At 39.6% G+C, this 23,101-nt stretch carries 21 protein-coding genes; 12 read left to right on the top strand and 9 right to left on the bottom strand.

Going from position 1 to position 23,101, the window contains the following annotated elements:
- The first annotated feature begins 23 nt into the window (after window positions 1-23).
- Window positions 24-1,787 (top strand): apolipoprotein N-acyltransferase, encoded by a 1,764-nt coding sequence (gene lnt, locus CH364_RS14030; protein WP_100744315.1) that lies wholly within the window; start codon window positions 24-26, stop codon window positions 1,785-1,787.
- Window positions 1,768-3,309 (top strand): hypothetical protein, encoded by a 1,542-nt coding sequence (locus tag CH364_RS14025; protein ID WP_100744316.1) that lies wholly within the window; start codon window positions 1,768-1,770, stop codon window positions 3,307-3,309. Before lnt ends, CH364_RS14025 begins: the two co-directional genes overlap by 20 nt.
- Before the next feature lie 86 nt (window positions 3,310-3,395).
- Here CH364_RS14025 and CH364_RS14020 read toward each other — a convergent pair whose 3' ends face one another.
- A complete protein-coding gene (locus tag CH364_RS14020; protein ID WP_231292532.1) occupies window positions 3,396-3,845 on the bottom strand; it encodes a hypothetical protein in 450 nt (149 codons plus the stop codon).
- An 83-nt stretch (window positions 3,846-3,928) separates the two neighbouring features.
- Entirely contained in the window at window positions 3,929-4,570 is a 642-nt protein-coding gene (locus tag CH364_RS14015) for a flagellar assembly protein FlaA (protein WP_100744317.1), read from the bottom strand.
- Window positions 4,571-4,634: 64 nt separating this feature from the next.
- Here CH364_RS14015 and ompL47 point away from each other — a divergent pair, with 64 nt between their 5' ends.
- The 5 genes from ompL47 to CH364_RS13990 all read left to right on the top strand — a co-directional run bounded on the left by ompL47 (window position 4,635) and on the right by CH364_RS13990 (window position 8,457).
- A complete protein-coding gene (gene ompL47 / locus CH364_RS14010; RefSeq protein WP_100744318.1) occupies window positions 4,635-5,711 on the top strand; it encodes a multi-beta-barrel domain surface protein OmpL47 in 1,077 nt (358 codons plus the stop codon).
- 215 nt (window positions 5,712-5,926) lie between these two features.
- Window positions 5,927-6,442: a ComF family protein gene (locus tag CH364_RS14005; protein WP_243401392.1), complete on the top strand. Its 516-nt coding sequence runs from the start codon at window positions 5,927-5,929 to the stop codon at window positions 6,440-6,442.
- A 5-nt stretch (window positions 6,443-6,447) separates the two neighbouring features.
- Window positions 6,448-6,798 (top strand): STAS domain-containing protein, encoded by a 351-nt coding sequence (locus CH364_RS14000; protein WP_002974559.1) that lies wholly within the window; start codon window positions 6,448-6,450, stop codon window positions 6,796-6,798.
- The gene (gene rdgB, locus CH364_RS13995; protein ID WP_100744320.1) at window positions 6,795-7,391 is read left to right on the top strand and encodes an RdgB/HAM1 family non-canonical purine NTP pyrophosphatase; all 597 of its coding nucleotides are present in this window, start codon (window positions 6,795-6,797) and stop codon (window positions 7,389-7,391) included. The genes CH364_RS14000 and rdgB overlap by 4 nt, the downstream gene beginning before the upstream one ends.
- A 40-nt stretch (window positions 7,392-7,431) precedes the next feature.
- Entirely contained in the window at window positions 7,432-8,457 is a 1,026-nt protein-coding gene (locus CH364_RS13990) for an Lsa36 family surface (lipo)protein (RefSeq protein ID WP_100744321.1), read from the top strand.
- Here the strand turns inward: CH364_RS13990 and CH364_RS13985 are convergent.
- Window positions 8,454-10,094, bottom strand: coding sequence for an ATP-binding cassette domain-containing protein (locus tag CH364_RS13985; RefSeq protein WP_100744322.1), 1,641 nt, complete (start codon window positions 10,092-10,094; stop codon window positions 8,454-8,456). The genes CH364_RS13990 and CH364_RS13985 overlap by 4 nt on opposite strands.
- A gap of 50 nt (window positions 10,095-10,144) precedes the next feature.
- On the opposite strand from CH364_RS13985, the gene CH364_RS13980 reads away from it, so the two are divergent.
- Genes CH364_RS13980 through CH364_RS13970 form a run of 3 tightly spaced genes read left to right on the top strand, consistent with a single transcriptional unit; the run spans window position 10,145 to window position 13,722 of the window.
- On the top strand, window positions 10,145-12,001 hold the full coding sequence (locus tag CH364_RS13980; RefSeq protein ID WP_100744323.1) for an OmpA family protein: 1,857 nt from the start codon (window positions 10,145-10,147) through the stop codon (window positions 11,999-12,001).
- A 3-nt stretch (window positions 12,002-12,004) separates the two neighbouring features.
- Entirely contained in the window at window positions 12,005-12,739 is a 735-nt protein-coding gene (locus CH364_RS13975) for an LIC_11485 family protein (protein ID WP_100744324.1), read from the top strand.
- Window positions 12,736-13,722: a tetratricopeptide repeat protein gene (locus CH364_RS13970; protein ID WP_207762268.1), complete on the top strand. Its 987-nt coding sequence runs from the start codon at window positions 12,736-12,738 to the stop codon at window positions 13,720-13,722. The genes CH364_RS13975 and CH364_RS13970 overlap by 4 nt, the downstream gene beginning before the upstream one ends.
- Window positions 13,723-13,732: 10 nt before the next feature.
- Here the strand turns inward: CH364_RS13970 and CH364_RS13965 are convergent, their stop codons facing one another.
- Both CH364_RS13965 and CH364_RS13960 read right to left on the bottom strand, forming a co-directional pair.
- Entirely contained in the window at window positions 13,733-14,197 is a 465-nt protein-coding gene (locus CH364_RS13965) for a chemotaxis protein CheX (RefSeq protein WP_002974575.1), read from the bottom strand.
- On the bottom strand, window positions 14,197-15,438 hold the full coding sequence (locus tag CH364_RS13960; protein ID WP_100744325.1) for a hypothetical protein: 1,242 nt from the start codon (window positions 15,436-15,438) through the stop codon (window positions 14,197-14,199). Before CH364_RS13960 ends, CH364_RS13965 begins: the two co-directional genes overlap by 1 nt.
- A gap of 85 nt (window positions 15,439-15,523) precedes the next feature.
- Here CH364_RS13960 and CH364_RS13955 point away from each other — a divergent pair, with 85 nt between their 5' ends.
- Window positions 15,524-16,171 carry an LIC_11490 family protein gene (locus CH364_RS13955; protein WP_100744326.1) on the top strand — a complete coding sequence of 216 codons (648 nt, stop codon included), beginning with the start codon at window positions 15,524-15,526 and terminating at the stop codon, window positions 16,169-16,171.
- A gap of 54 nt (window positions 16,172-16,225) precedes the next feature.
- Here CH364_RS13955 and CH364_RS13950 read toward each other — a convergent pair whose 3' ends face one another.
- Genes CH364_RS13950 through CH364_RS13935 form a run of 4 tightly spaced genes read right to left on the bottom strand, consistent with a single transcriptional unit; the run spans window position 16,226 to window position 21,772 of the window.
- A complete protein-coding gene (locus CH364_RS13950; RefSeq protein ID WP_100744327.1) occupies window positions 16,226-17,533 on the bottom strand; it encodes a DUF389 domain-containing protein in 1,308 nt (435 codons plus the stop codon).
- A gap of 42 nt (window positions 17,534-17,575) precedes the next feature.
- Window positions 17,576-19,021: a gamma-aminobutyraldehyde dehydrogenase gene (locus CH364_RS13945; RefSeq protein ID WP_100744328.1), complete on the bottom strand. Its 1,446-nt coding sequence runs from the start codon at window positions 19,019-19,021 to the stop codon at window positions 17,576-17,578.
- A 7-nt stretch (window positions 19,022-19,028) separates the two neighbouring features.
- Entirely contained in the window at window positions 19,029-20,318 is a 1,290-nt protein-coding gene (gene gabT, locus CH364_RS13940; RefSeq protein WP_100744329.1) for a 4-aminobutyrate--2-oxoglutarate transaminase, read from the bottom strand.
- Window positions 20,315-21,772: an NAD-dependent succinate-semialdehyde dehydrogenase gene (locus CH364_RS13935; protein ID WP_100744330.1), complete on the bottom strand. Its 1,458-nt coding sequence runs from the start codon at window positions 21,770-21,772 to the stop codon at window positions 20,315-20,317. The genes gabT and CH364_RS13935 overlap by 4 nt, the downstream gene beginning before the upstream one ends.
- A gap of 138 nt (window positions 21,773-21,910) precedes the next feature.
- On the opposite strand from CH364_RS13935, the gene CH364_RS13930 reads away from it, so the two are divergent.
- A complete protein-coding gene (locus tag CH364_RS13930; RefSeq protein ID WP_100744331.1) occupies window positions 21,911-23,080 on the top strand; it encodes an ABC transporter substrate-binding protein in 1,170 nt (389 codons plus the stop codon).
- Window positions 23,081-23,101 lie beyond the last annotated feature (21 nt).

The following is a 23,101-nucleotide window of genomic DNA, read 5'->3' as shown; positions in this document are numbered from 1 at the left end:
TTAATTTTAGTAGTCTAACGGATATGAAGCTGATACGTTTTTTAATTTCACGCGAAGGGTTCATATCCGTTTTTTGTTATTCGATCACTGCTGCATTTTCTTTTCTCTCATTTGCACCCCTAAATTTACCTTTTTTTGTTTGGTTTGCTCCCTTTGGTCTTTTTCTCATTGAAAAAAGAAATCGTGGTGAGTGGAAAAAACTAATTTTTCACGGGCTTGGTTTTTCAATTCTATTTTATTTCATTTCCTTCCATTGGATTTACCATATGACCACTGTTTTTGGTGGATTTGATTGGTATTTAGCTGTTCCTATTTTTATTGGTTCTGCGATTCTTTTGAATTTTAAATTTCCTGTTTATCTTTTGGTTTTTTCTTTTTTAGCCAAACGAGTAGGGCGATTTTTTCCTCTCATTGCTTCGTTTTCAATTCTTTTTGCCGAATTTTTCACTCCCCAAGTTTTCCCCTGGTATTTTGGGAATGTTGTCGCCGAAAATCATATTTTAGCACAAAACGCTGAATATACGAGTGCGTACGGATTGTCCGCATTTTTGTTTTTTGTTTCTTATTATTTATTTTATTTAAGAAAACCAAAAACTTTTTTTAGGTTACTGACAAACTTTCTTTCGAAACACAAAGGTTTTCAAAAACAATTTTTATTCGGTGGACTTGGTTTTGTTTTGGTTCTGGTTTTGTTTTTTGGGAACGGATATTACTTATTCCAAAAATGGTCCAAGGTAAAACCGATCGCTGAAAGGGATGTCCTAATCGTACAACCAAATGCACCTTTGGAATTTCGAGACGGCAGAAATCCTATTGAAGAGATTCGAAATTTAATGGCACGAATCGATTCTATGACGGAGAGAGAATTAAAAGAAAACCCCGTGGATCTAGTGGTTTTACCAGAGTCTGGTGTGCCTTTTTTTACAACCCATGATTCTGATATCACTCGGTACAGTCGCATTTATTGGCATCAGTTTGAATCGCTAATGGCCATTATTAGTTTAAGGCATGGAACAAATCTATTTTATAATGAATTGGATGCAGACCTAAATCCAGATGCCCCACCCGGTCGGGTCTCTCGACGAGATGTTCGGATGTATAATTCTTCTGTGATTATGAATCCCAACGGAGAAAGAAGGAATAGTTACCAAAAGGTTTTTTTGCTAATCTTTGGGGAGTATATGCCATTTGATTGGATGTATGCTTTGTCTGGACAAACCGGACAGTTTGCACCGGGAACCAATCTAAATTTAATTCCTTATTATGAACCAAGAAAGACGAGTTCTACGCAAACAAAAGACCTTCATTTTGAAGATACTGTGACGATGGGACCCGCAGCAGTTAGGGAATATTATTCCAAGGACAGAGTGGAAGAAAAACAAATCGGCAGTTTTTTGCCTTTGATTTGTTATGAAGTAATCATCTCCGAGTTTGTGAGAAAGTTTTCTGGTGATCCTGATTTCATTGTCAATGTAACCAATGACAAGTGGTATGGAAATTCAGTAGAAACATACCAACACCATACGTTAGGTCGACTTCGTGCAATAGAATTTCGTAAGTGGATTGTTCGTTCAACTAACTCTGGCACGTCGGTTTTTACGGATCATCTTGGTCGCAACATTGATAATGATTTTACTCCTATCGAAACAACGGCTATCATTCGCAAAAAAGTTCAAGTAATTCCAGGTGAAATGACTTTTTATAGATTGTATGGAAATCTACTTTCTTATTTGTATATGGGAATTGTTGGGTTAGCGTTTTTCTTTTATGCAAAAAGGAATCCTTAAATTTTTATTTGAAAGCAGGTTCTATATTGCTCTCTATATTTCGGTTGTTTTCCACATAACATTAATTATATATTCCTTCAACAACGTAGAATCTCCTTATCAAAAAATTCTTTGCGGTCCAGCTTGGATTTACGAGCAGGAAGGAGAAAAAGAACTCACTTTTCAAATGAACTTTGGTAAAATTGGAGGAGAAACTGGAAATGCTGAATCTTCTGAAGAACCTGGTGAAGGAGAAGAGGGAGAGGAAGGTGATGGAAATGGATTTTCCAAAGGCAAATATAAGGGGAGTCAGTGGGAAAATTTAGTCAAAGATTTGGAAGGGACATCCTCTTTACGTAAACAATTCAAAAATGATTACGACCAAATCAGTGAAAACTCAGGTGTTGCAGATTCGTATATCAAACGGAATCGTGATTTTGAAGATATCATTGTTAAAGATGTACTACCCACTGTAAAGGGAATTCGTGACCCTTTTCATGTGGATATTGAAAATGCAGAAGATAATTTATTTGTCCATAAAGAAAGAAACCGCATCATAGAAGAGTTTCGAAAGGGAGATGAATCTTCGCCACCGATCACAATGAGGATTTCCAAAGAAGGAGAGGCTCTGCCAAAGTCTCCTTTATCAATGCCAAAAGAAGATCGGGCTCGTTATTTAGATAAAACGCTCAAACAAAAAAAAGAAAAACAATTGGATGAGTTTATCTCTAGGTTTATGGGTTATGATCCAGACAAAGGAGATCTTAGTTATTTTGTTAGAGATTTGTATTACGAAAACTTACAAAGATTAGCATATCCTTTTAGTGGTGATCCCAGTTATTTTGCTATTGATTATTTTCAGGAGAACTTAAACAAAGAAGATTTTCTTAGGCAAATGATGGCGGCGCTTTCTGCAAATTTGGGGACAAATACAGGAACAGAAATACTATTTACGATTGAGAATATTTATGAAATTCAAAGTCGGGCGCTCGAACAATACTTTCAGGCAAAGGAATATTTGAAACTGGCAACACCAGAACAAAAACAAACTTTGCGTTATGAAACTTTACGACGAGTGGATGAAAAATATAAAAAACTTTTACGTGAAAAAAAAATACTCACGAATAAAGATGTAGAGGAAGTTTATTCTAAAAAGCGAATCGATATTTTAGAGACGTTAATTTCAAAAACACCAAAGGGGTACCGAATCAAAGATGGATATTTTGAAAAGGGGAGGGTTCTTTGGGAAGCCGGGAACAGTCGTAAAGATACAAAACTCCAATCAGAAGCCATCAAAACTTGGAATCGAATTTCCAACCTACCAACAAACGGTGACTTTTTGAATGAACATGCATATGAAGCAATTCAACTGTTGTTAAGAGATCTTGGAAATATTTCTGATGCAGATCGTTTGCCACTTCAAACAAAAGACCAAATAGAATACATTTTAAGAACACGACTCACAGAGTCGATGAATCGAAAAAAAGAACGAGAAGATAAATTACTTTGGCCTAAATTCAAACAAGAAAATCGCAGAAACTAAAACAAAAAACGAATTCTTGTGACACAGGTGTTAGTTGCCTTTTTGTGAATCATCCAACAAATTGGATTTGGTAAAGAGAGAAAGGTTTAGATCTTTAAATTTTCTAGACCGTTTTCGTGAAACTCTTGTGCCCATTTGTCATGGAAAGGAGTTTCTTTTTCGATTCTTTCTTCAATTGCCATTTGGGAAATGGCAGTTTCGCCGTAATGGCGAAGGAAATCTCTATGCGCCAGCCGTTCGATGAGGGCTTGCCAGAAAACTTCATCTTCATAATCTTCTAAAATATCAACGAGACCACTTTCTTCTTCAAATTCTCGGGTCAAATACGGTTCCCCGTTGTTTTGATCAATTTGTACAATATTGCCGAGTCCTGCGTGGTCCGCTTGAGCAAACACATGACGAACTACATCGGCAAAACGAGAGTCTGTATCGGGCTCATCTTCCGAACGATCCTTGGCTTGCAAGGTGGAAATGACCCAATCCCCCATGTACACTAACTTGAGTAGGGTTTCGTATTGTTCGAGGGACAGTTCCATTTCCATTTAGGATCAGGTTCGGTCATGAGGTTATGAAGAAAAGAGTTTTTTTACAGAAAGAATTGATCCCTAGGTGCGAAAATTTAATCTTCGAGAAGGATTTCTTTGTTACGAAGAGGCCTATATTTATCTCGCACAATTGCAGTTATGTCATCGATGGCAATCAATACCTCTTGGTTAGGATCATTATTTTCATAAGGTAAATAAAAAAAACCAAGGATTCGAATAGAACTCTTTTGTAGAAAAACTCGATCGTTTTGATCAAAATTTTTGGAAATGGATACTGTAATGGGTTTCCAACCTCGATAGTTCAATGAAGTCAAATTCAATTGCCTAACTTCTGCATCTTGTGATTCTATGATCAGTGTTAGGTTCCCGTTGGATTGTGAAGAATAAATGGGGATTGTAATTTCTTTGATAAAGGCATTTACTTCAATTGGTTTTGGAAAGTACAATGAAAAAGGAAAATTGGCATCTTTGGGAATCCGTAAAACCAATGCTTGTTTGGAACCTGGAATCGGGGCGGTGAAATTGGCAGAAAGGGTGATTTCTGGAAGTTTCGTTCCCTTTTCTAATTTTGTGCGTAAATTTTCCTGATTGTAATTGGACAATTCAAAGTTTTCGAGTAGAATTTCCCTCCAAATCCCAGCTTCAGCCAAAACAGGAACCATTCCAAAGAAGAAAAGAAAAAGTGTAAGTTTCCTTAAGTTTATCAGTGCAATCATGTTGACAATAATTCCTTAGAAGGGGGATATATATGTTTTATCTGTAAAAAGGAGACTTATACAAATGCAGGCGCACAAATATCTTTTGGCCATACTGACAATATCTTTCGCAGGCCAAATCACAGCACAAGTTGCTGCACCAAAAGCCACTACTTCCACAAAAGACCAGGCAATCAAAAAAACAGAATCCGCTTCTACTCAAACCAAAAACGGTGTTGATAAAGTTGAGACTACTGTAAAAGACATATTGGGTGACAAAAATGAATCAGGAGCTTCTTCTGATGCATCTGCTCTTTTTATTACAAGTAAAACTACTTTTTCATTAGATGCAAAAGACGAATCTTCCACAATCGATTTTATCGAATGGAAACCGAAAAACGGCGAATACAGAAAATTCACTCAACCAATTCGAATTGCGGAAGAAGGTTTAACTGAAATTTACTACCGTTCTGTAGATAAAGTTGGAAACGCAGAGACTCCAAAAATTCTAGTGGTTCATGTTGATAACACAGCTCCAAGAGTGAGCTTGGTGCCACAAGAACAGTTTTTCGTTTTAGATGGAGTTCCTTTCGCTTCAAAAAACAATACTTATACACTCGTTGCAGAAGACCAACAAACAGGTGTTGAAAAAATCCAATTCAGCATCAACCAAGAAGCAGCAAAAGCATATGCAGATCCAATCAAATTGGAAAATAGCGGAGCAAACGTAGTAAAGTATTCTGCCACTGATAAGTCAGGAAATGCTTCACCAGAATCTTCTCTGATTATCACTGTAGACGATGTAAAACCAACTGTTGAAATCGTTCCATCTTTCCCATTGGTTGACATTAATGGAAAAAACTTTCAAAGAAAAGGTAACGTTTTCTATGTCAATGCAACTGACAAAGAATCTGGTATCAAAAAAGTTTTAGTCAAAATTGACGAAGAAGAATACAAACCATACGTTGAAGCAATTGCAATCGAAACACAGGGTGACCATGTGATCAAGGCTATGGCTGTTGACAATGTGGGTAACCAATCTGATGTTGTGGAAGTAAAACTCACTGTAGATTTAACTCCTCCAACTTCTACGATTCAAAAATCAACTGAAGCTCCAAAGGTAGAAACGCAAACTCCAGCTGCGACAACACCTGCTAAGTAATTTTACCAAAAAAAATTAGAACCGCAAGTCTGCGGTTGTGAACCCCTTTCGATATGAGAGGGGTTTCTTTTTTATCCTTTTTTTTCCCAAAATTTTGTGTGAATTGTGGTAATTCCGATTTTTTTTCCGAAATAACTGCTGTTTGCAAACCCTGCACAAAACAAAACTACTTACCGCAAAAACAAATTGAGTATCGAAGGCAGGTCAAACCACCTTTGGATCGCTTTCTTTTTTATGACCAAGTTTATTATCTGCAAATTCGAAACAAATTTGAAAGAACCTTATTTCAATCTTTGAAATTTGAAAACGAGAGGTTACTTGCAGAATATTTCTGCTTAGGGCATAGATCCCTTTTTAGAGAATTTCAGAGAGACAATCCCGATCTTTTGGTTCTAGTTCCCTCCTCAACTAAATCGGGGCCAAGACCGTACCATGCCTCCATTGCTCTACTCAACAAATGGAAAAAACTTTGGAAAATCAGGGAAGATACTAGTTTGCGTAAGGTTTCATCGGACAAACAATCTTCGTTAGGGTTTGAGAACCGGTTTTTTCATGCAAAAAAGGCATTCCAATTCACAAAAAGTGATAGAATCATGGAAGGACTTCATGTTCTAATCGTAGATGATATATTTACGACAGGTGCCACAGTCAATGAAATCGCTAGGCTGTACAAACAGGCTGGTGTTAGAAAGGTATCTTGCGTTGTTTTACTGTTAAGTGGGGGTGATTGAATCGAATGGATGTTCAAGTCAAGGATGACATAAGGATTATTAAGTTTTCTGGGGCCATCCTCAAGGTTGATTCCGATGAGATTGAAAAAGAACTTTCGAAACTTACACAAAGTTCTGTCAAAAAAATCATTCTGGATTTAACCAAAGTACATCATATTTGTTCTACTGCTTTAGGTATTTTTGTTGCCACCAAACGCAAGTTAAAGCCAATGAATGGTGATATAAAGGTCATCGTTGTAGACGAAGATTTGATCCAACTTTTTGAAATCACTATGCTCGACAAAGTGTTTGAAATTTTCCCTGATTTATCCGCTGCGATGGAAGGATTCCAACTCGACGAGGAAGATTCCCACTGACCAAAAGAACGTTAGCATTTGCGTCCGGAAGTTTACACAAGTGGAAGGAAATGCAAATGTTACTATCGCCTTACGGTTACGAGGTAGTCTTACCAAAAGATTTAGGCATCACCTTTTCTCCAGAAGAAACGGAAAAAACGTTTACCGGAAATTCCTTCATCAAATCAAAAGAACTCTATCGGCTCACTGGTTTTCCTGCTTTTGCAGACGATTCGGGGATATCTGTTCCAGCTCTTGGTGGGGAACCTGGTGTCTATTCGGCAAGGTATGGCGGTCCAGGACTTACTGACAAAGAACGTGCGGAATTTCTTTTACAAAAGTTAGGTGAAAGTGTAAATCGAGAAGCATACTATAGTTGTGTAGTAAGTTATGTAGATGCAGACAATGCAGTTTCATTTGAAGGCCGAGTGGACGGTGTTATTTGTAAGGATTATGATGTGGAAAGTAAATATGGATTTGGTTATGATCCAATTTTTTATTTTCCGCCATTTGGGAAACGGTTTTCCCAGGTTCCTGAATCCGAAAAAAATACAGTTTCCCATCGCAAAAAAGCAATGGAACTTTTTTTAGATTGGCTTTCCAATCTAAAGTAACAAAAGTTAAGTTTTCTATTTAACTAGTTTTGTTGGAAATATGAGATTTTTATTCTCCTTTTTATTCTTTAGTTTCCCTTTTTTTCTTATGGGAAATTCAATTGAGGCGCAAGTTCTCTGTTTGGGAGGAGAATGTTCTAATATCCCGAGCGAATACCAATTGTTAGGAAATTTTGCAGAACCAGTTTTTGACAGAATTTATACGAATGGATTCCTTCGTTCGATGGGTGACAATGCGGTTTTACAGAATTTAAATTCCAACCAATCAGGTGGATCCAAAGTTGAACGTTACCGATTGGGACTTGGGTATACGGTTTCACAAGGCCAAGAAAAAGCTCGAGATTTTTATTATGAAAATTCGGAGCTAAGGACTCTTCCGAAAAAAGGAGTGGCTGCGTCACCTTCACTAAGTTTTACGGTGAACTTAGGTGAATGGCTGAATGGACCTTCTGCAAAACAATGGAATTTAACTACCCATTTTTTTCCTTATGAGTTTGGCGAAGCGAATATCCCTTTTGTAAAAATTAGGAATACGGATGTTAGGGGGCGCGTATTTAATTATGGCGCTGTCCTTAGATACTTTCCAATTGATTCCGGATTTTCCTTCGGCATTGGGGTATTTCAAACCAACCAAGATATTTATTTAAATTCCTATGACAGAAGACCCACACAATTTAGAATTGATGGAGACAAACGTCGTTGGATTGGCCAGAATGATTTGTTTTATCAGTCGAGAATTGTCTCTGGTTCTTTGGATTTAAAATATAAATATACGATCGGATTTTTATCGATCATTCCTGGAATCGGCCTTGTGTATAACCATGGTTTTACCGCTATTCAGGCGAGTCGGTTTGCTGCCATTTCTACCATGGAAAATCCAGATGACTTTGGTTCTTCGCCCAGTGCCATCGGCATTAGACTTGCCACAAGACACAACCATCGGTCTGGATTTGGATACGGAAGTTTGGGTCTAAACATTGGTATGGGGAGTTTTAGTTTAGTGACGGAATTAATGGCAGGGAAGGAGATGCAGTCGATCAACCTTTCCCTGCAGAAACAATTTTAAGTAGAAAGAATGGCTCCACCAGTAAGTCGTTTGTAAAAATCGTTTCCTTCTCTCTCCAAAAATTCTTCGTAGTTTCCTTTGAAGTCCTTAATACCTTCTGGAGTCACTTCGATGATTCTTGTACAAAGTGAAGAGATAAACTCCCTATCGTGAGAAACTAAAATCACAGTTCCCTCAAACAAGGATAAGGCGTAGTTTAAAGCTTCAATGGTTTCTAAATCCAAGTGGTTTGTTGGTTCGTCAAGTGCAATGACGTTGTCTCCGGCAAGGATCATTTTACCAATGATCATCCTTGATTTTTCCCCTCCGGAAAGAACAGTCGTGGATTTGTTTGCCATATCACCCGAAAAAAGCATCCGTCCAAGGATGGCACGAATTTCTTGCACTTCTGTTCCTTGAGGAGCATTACGTAACAACCATTCAACAAGAGTGTCTGCATCTGGTTCCATCGCCTCACGGTGGTCTTGCGGAAAAAATGAAGTTTCGACAGAATCCCCCCATTTCACTTGGCCAGAATCTGGTTCTAATTTTTTTAATAACATTTTGAGAAGGGTAGTTTTACCAACGCCGTTTGTGCCGACAATCCCAACTTTTTCGCCTTTTGTAATCGAAGTACTAAACTCTTTGATTACTGGTTTTTCATCATAGGCTTTTGAAATATTAATGGCTTCAAATACATCTTTCCCAAGAGTACGTTTAGCCTTGAAACGAATGTAAGGTGCAACTCTTGAAGATGGTTTTACATCCACCATATCTGCTTTGATTTTTTCGATCATCTTTTGGCGAGAAGTGGCTTGTTTCGATTTACTGGCGTTAGCAGAGAATCTGGAAACAAACTCTTGTAAGTCGGCAATTTTTTCTTTAGCACGTTTACTATCGCTCATCAGTTGTTCGCGAGATTGTTCGGCTGCAATCATAAAGTCATCGTAGTTTCCTGGGAACATACGGATGGTATTATAATCCAAATCGGCAATATGTGTGGCTACTGAGTTAATGAAGTGACGGTCGTGGGAAATGACGATGACCACACCTTCATAATTGATTAGGAGTTCTTCCAACCAGTGGATGGTTTTGATATCTAAGTGGTTCGTTGGTTCATCTAGAAGCAGCACATCTGGTTTTAAAAATAATACTTGGGCGAGAAGGACTCGGAGTTTGAATCCGCCAGTGAGGAAGTTTAAGGGACGGCTATGGGCCGAGGTGGGAATTCCTAGGCCTTCGAGAAGTTCACCGGCAACAGATTCGGCTTCGTACCCACCCATGTCGGCAAATTGTTCTTCAATTTCAGAAATTCTGATCCCTTCTTCGTCTGTCATGTCCTCTTTCGCGTAGATGACATCTCGTTCCGACATAAGGTTCCAAAGTTCAGGATTTCCCCGTAGGACGGTGCCTAGAACAGTCTCATTTTCGTATTCGTAGTGGTCCTGTTTGAGGTATCCTACCTTTTTGTCCTTGTCTACGACAACAGAACCGGCTGTAGGCTGCAAAATACCGGCTAAAACCTTCATAAAGGTCGATTTTCCGGAACCATTGGCTCCGATCAGACCGTAACGGCATTCCGGTTTGAATTTAATGGAGACGTTTTCGAAAAGAGGTTTTTTCCCGAAGGAGACTGTAATGCCGCTAGCTTGGATCATAGGTCAATTTTCTAAGGGAATCGGAGGTTTCAACCGACATTTCGTATGGTATGGCACGGATTCTCATCATCATTCTCCTCCTTTTTGGGAATGGGCTCACAAGCTCACAAAGTATAAAAAATGGAATCCAGGTTTTGGAGGGGGACCTCTTAAATACCGGACATCTCCTCCGCACAGACAAACAAGTTTTTCGGATTCAGTCAGGTGTTTTACAAGAAGAATTGGCTTACTTGGCTGGGAAAAAGATACGGATGTTATGCGATGTGTTAGGTGAGACTTGCAATCCCATTCGTTACGAAATGGAACCATTCGAATCTGGCAAAACACCAGATTGGACTTTAAAAAAAATCCCTCGTTATGTGACTGGGGGCCTGTTTTCGTTTAACCCGCAGTGTACTCCAGATGGAAAAATTCTATTTTGGACAGCCCTTGTCAAGGAAGGGGGAAGGTCCACACAGAAAATTTGGGCCGCCAAACGAGACCAATACGGGTTTTGGATGCAAGGAGAACAACTTCCTACTCCACTCAATAACCGTTTTCCATCTGCGGTGATTTCTGCTCTTCCCGGTGGGAATGAACTTTTTGTTTTTGGTAATTTTGGTGAAGAGGAGATGTTGGATAACTTAAAACGAGAGATGATGTACAAATCTCAAATTGCATCCAGGGAAGCCCAAAATCCAAAAGAGTTTCATATCGTTTTGACAAAGTTAGAAACGGAATACAAGGAACGAACCGATAAAATTCAAAATCGGGCACCTCTGTACAAAACACGTAAAACAGAATCAGGTTGGTCTATGCCAACCCCAATTAATTTTCCTAGTTTTTACAATTGGTATAAAAAAGCAGACAATCCAAACCAACAGGTGTTTGGTGGTTCTGCTTTGGCATCGAGTGGTCGGACTTTGCTTTATTCTGCCCAACAAAAGAAAAATTTTGGTAAGTTGGATTTGTATGTAAGTTTACAAAATGAGTCTGGTATATTTGAAGAAGGGATCAATTTAGGAAATACTATCAATACTGGTGAAGAGGAGATGGCACCTTTCCTTGCTCCCGATGACAAAACCTTATACTTCTCTTCCTCTGGAAGGAAAGAGGGAATCTCCATTTTTATCACAAGAAGACAAAATGATACCTGGACTTCTTGGTCAGAACCACAAGAGTTATCTTCTAACCTAAGAGGTGTTAATTTTTTTAGCATCCCGGCAGTGGGAAATTGGGCCTATGTTTCTCGGGAAGGGGAATTGTATATGGCGGCCATTCCCAATCATTTCCAACCAGAACCTGTGGTGGTGATTAAAGGAAAGGTAGTTGATGAAGAAGGAAAACCACTTTCGGCTTTTGTGCAGTATGAATCTTTAACTAGAAAAAAATCCATCGGTTCGACTGTGAGTGATCCAACTACTGGCGAATTTAGCATCATACTTCCGTATGAGGAAAACTATGGGTTTTATGGAGAGAAGGAAGGTTACCTCCCTGTTTCACAAAACCTCAATTTGGTGGGTAAAGAAAAAGAAGACAAAGAAAAAACTGTCCTTCTTGTGCTTCCCAAGTTGAAAAAAGGAAACCAAATTGTGATGAACAATTTATTCTTTGCCTTCCGTTCTGCAGAACTCACCAAGGAATCGGAGCCAGAACTAGACAGATTGGCAGGTATTTTAAGGAAATCTGCAAATCTAAAGATTCTTATCGAAGGACATACGGACAATGTGGGAACCAAATCTGCCAATCAAAAGTTGTCTCTGGAAAGAGCAAATTCGGTTGCTAATTATTTAAAGTCTAAACATAAAATAGAAGAGATGCGGATTGCTGTGATGGGATTTGGACCCTCGGTTCCATTAGCGGATAATCAGACCGAAGAAGGTCGCGGGACCAACCGAAGGGTCGTCTTTAAAATTTCGGAAGAGTAACCAGTGGATATCAAAAATATAAACATACCCAAAGTCAATGTAGACACCCAAAAGATGATGGGTGCTGTTGATGGACTCGTGGACAAAATTCCGTCACAAGTCCAAGACCTTCTCAAAAAAATCGCCATCTCATTATTTGTATTTTTTCTAATTATGGCAATTTATGTGGGATGGACCAACGGTTGGGAAAATGCCAAACCCCAAGGGATGCAACTGGCCCAAGATACTAGAAGTTTGTTTTTGACTGAGATTGAAAGGGACTACAATCGGAAAAGAAAAGATGTTCGTATGTCTGATCCTGAAGATTTAAAATACGAATCCAATCGCCGGATGCAATTTGATTTTATCAGTGAAAGAGAATCCAATGGATACACTCATGATACAATCCCTGAAGAACAAGATTTTTTAGGAAAAGAATACGACTTTAGAAATAGAAAAGCAGAAGACACATCGGTTCCTCCCATCTATACTCCGTCAGGTGATGGTTTGATTCCTGCTCCGATCGATATCCAACCGGTTGTACCAAAAGAAGATTCAAAAACTGGATCAGAATCCGATTCTGAATCAGACCTTCGTATGCAAAGGATGTTAGACCGAGTTTCTGATTTGGAAAAAAAAGTGAAGGCTAAAAACGAAGAGAAAAATTTAGAAACTTTGAAATTACCGAAACCTCCTGAATCAAACGAAGGTTTTGGGAAACCTCGAAGTTTAGAACGTATTCCAAAAAATTTACGATGAAGGGTTTGTTGTTGTTTCGTAAATTTATTTTGTCATTTTCGTTATTCTTTTGTTTTGCCATCTTAAACGGTAATCCCATACTATATGCCCAAACAACGGAATTGTTTTTACCATTCCCGGAAACTTGGACAAAAGATTCAGGAAATGAACGAACAGAGAAACCAACAAACCTTCAAACAGATGGTTCATCGATAGTAAGTTCTAACTCCGAAATTAATTCCAAAACTCAAAACTCTTCTTCCAATCAAAACAATCCAGAATCAACTACAACTAAGAATCAATCGTCAGATCGTCAAGAGACTACTGCTACAAACGCAAAACCTTTGGATAAAAAGAAAAAAAAGAAGGAAGTGATCGATCCATCCAAGGCTTCTTTCCAAAAAGGAAAGGCTTATTTAACCAGAGGACAAAAGAAATCCGCCGAATCGGAGTTTGCTGATTCTTATGGAAAAGAAGGAGATGCTGCAAAGTTCTCTCGAGTGGAAAATACAAATCTTTTTGGATTGGATGGGAAAGAAAAGGATTCCGCTGGTCTTGTCGAAAAACAAGAAGATTCTGATCTCAAAATCAAAACACAATTTGAACTGGCACGCTCTTTGGATCGAATTGGAAATGCTGATTCAGAAGAAAAGGCATATAAAGAATACTTAAAACTTGTGACTGAGTTTCCGAAACACCCTGACCTTACACCTAGATCGCATTATGCGATGGCAGTTTTACTCATTCGTAAAAAGGAATTTCGTTCTGCTGCCCACCAACTTGTGAATATCATAAAAAATTTTAAAGAATCTTCAGAGTTTCTTCCAGCACATTATTACTTGGGAAAGGTTTATGAAAGTAGTTGGGAAGAACGAGATTTGGAACGCGCACTAAAATACTATCAACTCTATATGAACGGAGTGGAAGGAAAAACTCCCGTGCCTGGATATGATTTTAGAAAAGAAACCCGAGAGAGACTCCGGGTTTTAGGTTCTTCGATTTAAAAATTAGCGATTAAGCAATCGCAACATTCACTTCGATTCTTCCAAACTTAGAATATAAGTTAATAGAGAGAGTTGGTTTTTTATTGAACCGAACTGAAGTGTTATTTGTTTCTTGGATGTTAGGTGTAGTAATTTCTACAGATTGGCCAGCAGAGGTAAAAATGTTCATCGCATTACCAGTGGTCATGTTGGCAATCTCACCTAGGATGTCTTTGTATTCATTTTTAACATCTTCATCGGAAAGGCCTGGGACCAGTTTGCGAGACACTTTGTAAGCAGCATCGAGGTTCATACTATAAACCACTTCCCCACTAAAAGATCCCACCACACCGATGATGATTGCAATTTCATGGCTTGGCGCAGGAGAATCCTTGATTCCGATTTTTCCTCGGATGAGATCCTGTTGTAGGACATCGCGAAACACGATGGTAGCTGCTTCCAGGAAGGGGTTGATGAAGTCGGCTTTAATTTGCATTATTCTAAAGAGAGAAGGCCTTTTTTCTCTACGTTGTATTCTGCTGCTAAGGACTGGTTTATTTCAAGAAAAAAGCTAAGAAGTTGCCTTTGTTTCAAAAAATCTGCAGCTTGGTCCGCCGGTTTTTTGGCTGTGGATTGTCCGTAGGTTAATGCGCCAAATTCCACATAAACCTGTTTATCGTTATCGGAAAATGGACCAACTACCGTTTTTTTACTAAACGGATCGTTTGCGAGAGTTTCCCAAAATTTTGCAGAGTTCGCCAAACGGTAGCTATTGCCACGATTGGATGTTACCAGTTTTAAGTCAGACAAAGAAACATTGGAGACCGTTTCAATTGGTTGGAGGGTTTCTGCTGCAATGGCTTCCAGAGCATTTGGCTCGGAAACTTTGGAAGCAATTCTACCTTTCCAAATTTCGACTTCTTTTCTTTTGCGATCAAATTTCATTTTTGAAAGTAATAAGGGTTTCCTTGATTCAAAACTGACGAAATTTCCCGAAGCATCCTTAGCAAGAGACCCATCTTTTTTTTCTTTCTCGTATTCTTTGTTTAGTTCTTCGTCAGAAATACTGATTTTGGCTTCCACTGCATTCAGGAGGTTGACTTCGGATACAGCAACGATGCGGAAAGAAATTTTTGCCCGTTTGGCCTCATCTTCCAATTCCACTTCATTTTCAGTGGGAGTGAATGGTTGGTCCAAAAAGTTAGGGTACAATGCGTATCCGGTAGCGGAATCGATACGGTAGTTCATCGGGGCAGAACGGTAAATTTGTTGGTAGATTTCTGTTAGGGAACGAGAGTCTTCTTCCCCATACCCTGCTTGGGAAACTGATTCTTTATGAACTTCTCTGGCTTGCCTAGACATCTCGCGTTTGATGCTGATTTCCGAAACTTGGAAACCAACGGCTGCTGCAATATCATTGGCAATATAAATTTCCTTAACAGTCGAAAAGGCACAAGAATTGAGAAGTTCCTGATTTTGGGCTGTTTCCCGGCCGTATTGTTGGTAGCGGTAGTAACAATCACGTTTTGCTGCGTTGAAGTAGTCCACCGGAATGCTTCGACCAGCGATGGTCCCTGCTTTGGTGGAATTTTGGCCAGTGATGGCACCTACAAGGCTTTGTTCGGCGTCCCCAGGCAAAAAGGTGATGATAAGGGTTCCGACCAATATAAATAAAAAGAGAGCAATAATCACACGATAGATTTTTTCTTTGAGGGTAGAGGGTTCTTCTTCGAACATAAAGGAAGCGTTTCCGTTTCCGAAACCCTTGTAAAGAAAAAATGTAATCAAGGGAATCGTCGTTTGGCAAGATAATATAGGTAGTATGTTGTTTGCAGCCTTTGCTATGATCCTTGTGGGTGTCCTATGTTTTGTTTACGTAGCCCTATCCCCACAAAAATCCAAACCAGCTGCCTATTCGCCAAGAAAAACACAAACCCCTGGGCAATACCGTATGCCACAAAACCCTTCTGTTTCGCCCCAATTGGATGAGCGGATTCGAAGGGAACGAGCCATCTCGGATGACAAACACCTTTCCTATTCTTTGCCAGAAGAAGTGACTCCGTCTGTAGTGCAAAAATCTGAAGTTTTACTTCCGACAGAAGACGGAAATTTGGAACAAGAGCCTCAGGCTCCCAAGGAAAGTAGGTTTCAGATTGAAGGCACTTTGTTTTTGGATTATTCCGGTAAACTTACGTTTGGTGAAGAATCATCAGACATTGATTCTATGGAAGATGGCCTGAAAAATTTCAAACGAATTGGTTCGGGAAGTTTGAGGGAAGAAAATGGAAAGTTTTTGTTTCATTCGGGAAATGTAACTTATACATACACACCTGAAGAATTAGAACAAGTGGTTCTCCATAACCAAGGGATCGTGTTTCTTTTGAAAGATACAAAAGCACCAAAACCAGTGTTTTTCACAAAGGACATTGACACCTTTAAAGACTTCTTAAAACAAGCTGCTTTAGTTTAAAAACATTTTACCTAAATTTTCAAAATAGACACTTAAATTCTGATGATTTTCAATCTAGTTTTTTAACACTTCCCTTGTAATCAGTTCGATTTGTTTTTCTCCCGTTCGTAGTTGTAAGTATCGTTCTAGTTGTATTTTTTCTTTTTGAGTTGGGAGTTTTGTCCATTCCGAATCAAAAAGATTGGTATCCAAATATAGGTTTTGGTTCATATCAAACTTTTTGGTTTTTGTAAAACTTGCAGAAACTAGATTTGGAAAAAAAATCTGAATTTCTTTTGAGACCATTTCTGTGTTTGTTTGCCCAATACTCATTTGGTTTTTATAAATTTCAGATAGGATTTCGAATTTTAATTTATCTACATTTGTTGCGGATAGGTCTTGGTGTAAGATAAGTTTTGTATTTGTTAGGTTGTAATACTTTAATTTGTTTTGTAATTCTTTCTCATGGGTTTCATCAATTCTAGGGCCAATGATTGTGAGTTCAATGGTCGGTTCTTTTTCGTATCTGATTTCTTTTTCCAGAACTCGCCGGTTATCAATTAAAATTTCACTACGAATGAATTCTTCTGCTTTTCCTTTAAAGTAAGATGACCTTACAATTTGATAAGCAGTAAAGACGGATGGAATGAGAAGAACCAGCGTAAATATTCCTAAATAAATTTTTACCTTTCTTTCTTTTTCTTTGTACAAACCCCAACTTACTTTTGGAAATTCCATATACCGAACAAAAATAAAGGTAGTGATGGCAATGAAGATGGAATTGATTAGATAAAGATAACTGGCGCCAAAAAAATAAGACCAGTTCCCTTGCGAAAGGCCATACCCTGCAGTACAGAGTGGGGGCATAAGAGCGGTCGCAATGGCAACACCGGCAATGGCGGTTCCTTTTTCTTTTCTTGTATTGGCGATGATTCCTGTGGCACCACCAAAGATGGCGATCAGTGCATCGTAAATGGTTGGTGAGGTTCTTGCGAGTAGTTCCGACTGTGCTTCGCTAATCGGTGATAAGGAAAAGTAAATAAATGAAGTGGTTATACTTGCGAGTGTGGCCAGTGCCAATGCACGAAGGAATTTTTTTAAGTTGTCAAAGTCGTTAGTTGCGGCAGCAAATCCAATCCCGACTATGGGTCCCATTAGAGGAGAAACGAGCATGGCGCCGATGATGACAGCAGTGGAGTTGACATTGAGTCCGATGCTTGCAATAAAAATCGCAAAGATCAAAGTCCAGAGATTGGATCCTTTTAATTCAGCACCTTTTTGAATGGACTCAATCGTGCCTGGTTTATCCAAATCATCAAAGAGATGGAATCTTGGTGCTAACCATTGAAAAATAGAAACAATCGGATTCTTTTGAGATGCCATAGTCTCTTAGACATCCGATTGCCTTTATTTGTAATTTAGTTTTTAAACCCCACCCACCATTACATGTTTAGTGATCAAATAATCACCTACTGATTCGATAGAGAGATCCTTTCCAAAACCTGATTGTTTGAATCCACCATGAGGTGTTTCCGATGCAAGAGGAAGATGATCATTGATCCAAACGGTTCCAAATTCAAATTGTTTTGCAACTCGCATAGCGCGCGCTATGTCCTTTGTCCAGATGGAAGAAGCAAGACCGTAATTGACATCGTTTGCCAGTTTAATTCCTTCTTCTTCTTTGTCGTAAGTTTGGATGGTAAGAACCGGACCAAAAATTTCGTTCTGCACTATGTCATAGTTTTGTTTGACATCGGTGATGACAGTCGGTGCAAAAAAGTATCCTTTGTCTAGACCTTTGGGGATAGATCCACCAGTGAGAATTTTTGCTCCTTGTTTTTTGGCACGATCCATAAACCCAAGGACACGTTCTCTGTGGATGGCAGAGATGAGTGGGCCCATTTCTGTTTTGTCATTAAAGGGATCACCCACTTGTACAGCTTTCATTGCATCCACAACAGCATTGGTGATTTTTTTCTGTAAGGATTTGGGAACGATGATTCTAGTGGCAGCAGTGCAGTCTTGTCCTGAATTGCAAGTGGCACCAAATGTCGCTTTGGCGGCAAAAAGATTTACGTCCACATCATCAAACACTAGAAGTGGTGCTTTTCCCCCGAGTTCTAAATGCACTCGTTTTAAGGAATCGGAAGCCGACTTCATAATATTTTTTCCAGTTCCTGTGGAGCCGGTAAGAGAAACCATTCTGACAAGTGGATGGTCGACTATGGCTTGGCCTGTGGCATTTCCACCGGTGACAATATTGATCACACCATCAGGGATTCCTGCTTTTTTCGTTAGCTCAGCTAACATGAGAGAGGTGATTGGTGTTCCTGGTGCTGGTTTTAGAATGATTGTACAACCGGCAGCAAGAGCAGGTCCAAACTTCCAAACGGCCATAAGTAGAGGATAATTCCAAGGAGCAATTTGGCCTACCACACCAACGGGTTCCCGGCGTAAGATAGAAGTGTATCCAGGTTGGTATTCGTTTGCACGACTTCCATGTACGTCACGAGCTGCTGTTGCAAAAAAACGAATGTTATCGACTGCAAAAGGAATGTCACCCGCAAGGCTTAAGTTTTTATAAGGTTTCCCTGCATTCAGGGATTCTGCTTTCGCAAACTCTTTTGTTTTTTCTTCTAAAAGATCAGCAAGTTTCCAAATGGCTTTAGAACGTTCCCCTGGAGTGAGGCCAGACCATCTTCCATCATAAAAAGCTTTATGTGCGGCTTTGGCAGCTTTGTCAACATCGGCCACACTTGCGTCGATCACCTTAGCAATTTTTTTGCCAGTGGCTGGATCTTCGATGTCCATGAGTTTTCCACCACTTGTGTTTGTCCACTTTCCATCAATCCAAAGTTTATATTCTTTCATGTAAGTTTTAGATTTCCTTTAGTGATTTTGTTATGATACTTAAGCCCTCTTTGACGATGGAATCTTCTGCGGTAATCGGAACAAGGATTCTGATTACATTTCCATACACACCACAAGAAAGTAAAACAAGTCCATGTTCTAATGCTTTGGCTGTTAGTTTTTTTGCTAAATCAGCAGACGGTTTGTTTGCATCACCATTTTCTACTAGTTCGAATGCAACCATAGCACCTAACCCTCGTATTTCGCCAATATGTGGATAAGATTTTTTGATTTCATTTAGTTCTGAGATCAATAGTTTACCGAGTTTGACAGACTTCTCTAAAATTCCTTCTTCTTCGATCAGATCCATCACTGCAATTCCTGCGGCACAAGCGACTGGGTTTCCAGCATAGGTTCCACCAAGTCCACCAGGTTCTACGGCATCCATAATGGAAGTTTTTCCGATCACAGCAGAAAGAGGCATCCCTGCTGCGAGTGATTTTGCCGTAGTGATGAGATCTGGTTTGACTCCCGAATGTTCGATCGCAAACAGTTTTCCTGTTCTTGCAAACCCGGATTGTACTTCATCAGCGATGAGAAGGATTCCATGTTCATCACAAATGGCTCTCAGTTTTTTAAGGAAACTCGGAGAAGCAATATAAAAACCACCTTCACCTTGCACGGGTTCGATGGCGATGGCTGCCACTCGAGAAGGATCAATGTCTGCTTTAAACAAATTGTTTAGAGCTTTGATAGAATCATCTTCTGTCACACCATGGTATTCCATTGGAAAAGGAATGTGATAAACATCACTGGCAAAGGGTCCAAAACCTTTTTTATAAGGAACCACTTTCCCTGTGAGGGCAAGGGCCATCATGGTTCTACCATGAAATCCACCAAGAAAACTAATGATTCCTGGTCGTCCTGTAGCTGCTCTTGCAATTTTCACGGCATTTTCAAGTGCTTCGGCGCCGGAAGAAAAAAGTATAGTTTTGGCTCCTCCCTCAATCGGTGCTTTTGCATTTAGTTTTTCAGCGAGAACGATATAAGGTTCATAAGGCATAATTTGGAAAGCAGTGTGAAGCACTTGGTCCACTTGTTTGTGGATGGCAGCAACCACTTTCGGATGGCAGTGACCTGTGTTTTGGACACCAATTCCACCCCCAAAGTCAATGAACCGTTTTCCTTCGATATCCCAAATTTCTGCATTTTTTGCCTTTTCAGCAAACACTGGATAGGCGGTTGTGACACCTCGTGGCACGTTTGCCAGTCTTCTTTCCCATAGAGTTTGGTTTGTTTGTTTTTGATTGCCCGTCATGTGATTCCTCCGAGGCAGAGATATTTGGTTACTGTATAATCATCGAGTCCGTATTTAGAACCTTCGCGTCCCATTCCTGAAAATTTGACACCACCGAAAGGAACTTGTTCTGAAGATATGAGTCCTTCGTTAATTCCCACCATTCCGTATTCTAGTTGTTCGGCGACTCTAAAAATGCGAGCCATATCTTTTGTATACAAATAGGAAGCGAGTCCAAAGTCAGTGTCGTTGGCCAATTGGATGGCTTCTTCTTCTGTTTGAAAGGTTTGGATGCATGAAACTGGTCCAAAGGTTTCTTCTTTTGTGACAACCATGGATGAATTTACCGGATAAAGTACGGTGGGTTCAAAAAAATTCCCACCAAGACTGTGTTCCTTCCCACCTGTGAGAACTTTTGCACCTTTGGAAATGGCATCAGCAATATGTGATTTCACTTTTGTGAGAGCTGCATCGTTTATCAGCGGGCCTTGTTGTGCATTTGGTTCCATTCCATTGGCGACCACAAGTTCCTTAGCTTTCTCTGCTAATTTTTTAGAAAACACTTCAGCAACGGAGGCATGTACTAGAAAACGATTCACACAAACACAAGTTTGTCCTGTGTTTCTATATTTGGATAACATGGCGCCTTTGATGGCCTCGTCCATGTCTGCATCTTCAAAGACTATAAATGGTGCATTCCCACCTAACTCGAGTGAAAGTTTTTTTAAAGTGGCCGCGGATTTTTCCATTAAATAGATCCCAGTTTTTGTGGAACCAGTAAAACTCAGTTTACGAACTTCTTTACTTTCTAAAATGGTTTTTCCAATTTTAATTGGATCACCCACTAACACATTCCATACGCCTTTGGGGAGTCCTGCTCTTTCCGCGAGAACTGCCATTGCTAGTGCAGAGTAGGGTGTGAGTTCCGCCGGTTTTGACACAACAGTGCAACCTGCGGCCAGGGCCGGTGCCACTTTTCTGGCAAGCATGGCTGCTGGAAAATTCCATGGTGTAATGGTCCCCACCACACCGATAGGTTCTTTTAATACAAGGATTCTTGTATCTTTTCTGTGAGATGGAATGATATCCCCATAAGAACGTTTTGCTTCTTCGCCGAACCATTCGATATAAGATGCTGCGTAAGCAATCTCTCCCCTAGCTTCCGTTAGGGGCTTACCTTGTTCTTGGGTCATGATGAGAGCTAGGTCTTCTTGGTTGTCCATCAAAAGTTGGAACCATTTGCGTAATATTCCTGCCCTTTCTTTTGCAGGCCTTGATTTCCAATCAGAGAGTGCTTTTTTTGCAGATAGGATGGCATTTGCCGTATCATTCTCTGTTGAATGAGGAATGTTTCCAATGACTTCACCGTTTGCAGGGTTATGCACTAAAATTTCTTTTTTGTTTTCTGCAGGGCACCAAACCCCACCTATGAAGTTTTCTTGTCGGAAAAGGTCTTTGTCTTTGATGTATTTCATACGAAACCTGTGCTTTCATCGAAATCCCACGGCAGAAAAATTCCTACCTTTTTTTTGAAAACCTAGGAAGTGGTTGCTTAATTTTGAATCGTTGGTATCTAATTCCTGACATAAGTAAAACCAGGAGCACATAGGTTTATGAAATTCGATTCATACAAACGAGTGATTTCTTCTGTTGCAGTTCTCGCAATCGCATTCACGATTGCCTGCGGCAAAAAAGAAACTAAGGTTTCCGAAATCGGACAAGGCGAAGGAGAAGTTTCCATCGTTGCTTGGCCGGGGTACATTGAACGTGGTGAAACAGACAAAGGATATGACTGGGTCACTGAATTTGAAAAAAGTTCTGGCTGTAAAGTAAATGTAAAAACTGCCGCTACATCTGATGAGATGGTGGCACTCATGAATGAAGGTGGATTTGATCTTGTGACTGCATCTGGTGATGCATCCTTACGTTTGGTTGCTGGTGGAAAGGTGCAAGAAATCAATACAGACCTTATCCCTAGTTGGAAAAACGTAGATTCTCGTTTACAAAATGCTCCTTGGCATACTGTAGAAGGAAAACATTACGGTGTTCCTTACCAATGGGGTCCAAACGTTCTTATGTACAATACAAAAGTTTTCAAAAAAGCGCCAACTAGTTGGAATGTTGTTTTTGAAGAACAAGTTTTGGCTGATGGAAAATCAAACAAAGGGCGTGTACAAGCGTTTGATGGTCCAATCTACATTGCAGATGCTGCATTGTATTTGAAACAAGCAAAACCAGAACTCGGAATCCAAGATCCTTACGAATTGGATGAAAAACAATACGCTGCTGTTATTGAATTATTAAAAAAACAAAGACAACTTGTTCCAAAGTATTGGCATGATGCAATGGTTCAAGTGGATGATTTCAAAAAAGAAGGACTAGTCGCTTCTTCTACATGGCCTTTCCAAGTAAACTTACTTGTTGGTGAAAAACAACCGGTAGCTTCTATCGTTCCGAATGAAGGTGCAACAGGTTGGGCGGATAGCACCATGTTACATAAAGATTCCAAACACGTAAACTGTGCATACAAATGGTTAGAACACTCTCTTTCTCCAAAAGTGCAAGGTGATCTTGCTTCTTGGTTTGGATCTGTGCCATCTGTTCCTTCTGCTTGTAAAGGAAATGCTCTTCTTGGTGATACAGGTTGTGCCATCAACGGATTCAATAACTTTGAAAAAATCTCTTTTTGGAGAACACCAAAAGAAGATTGTTCCGGTGGAAGAAAATGTGTGCCTTATAAAAAATGGGCTGAAGATTATATTTCCATCATTGGAAGTAAATAATATCCTAACATCATAGAATAC

This window comes from Leptospira harrisiae, assembly GCF_002811945.1.
Lineage (GTDB): Bacteria > Spirochaetota > Leptospiria > Leptospirales > Leptospiraceae > Leptospira_A > Leptospira_A harrisiae.
The sequence above is the reverse complement of the archived record's forward strand: the minus strand, read 5'-3'. Positions and strand labels throughout refer to the sequence as shown.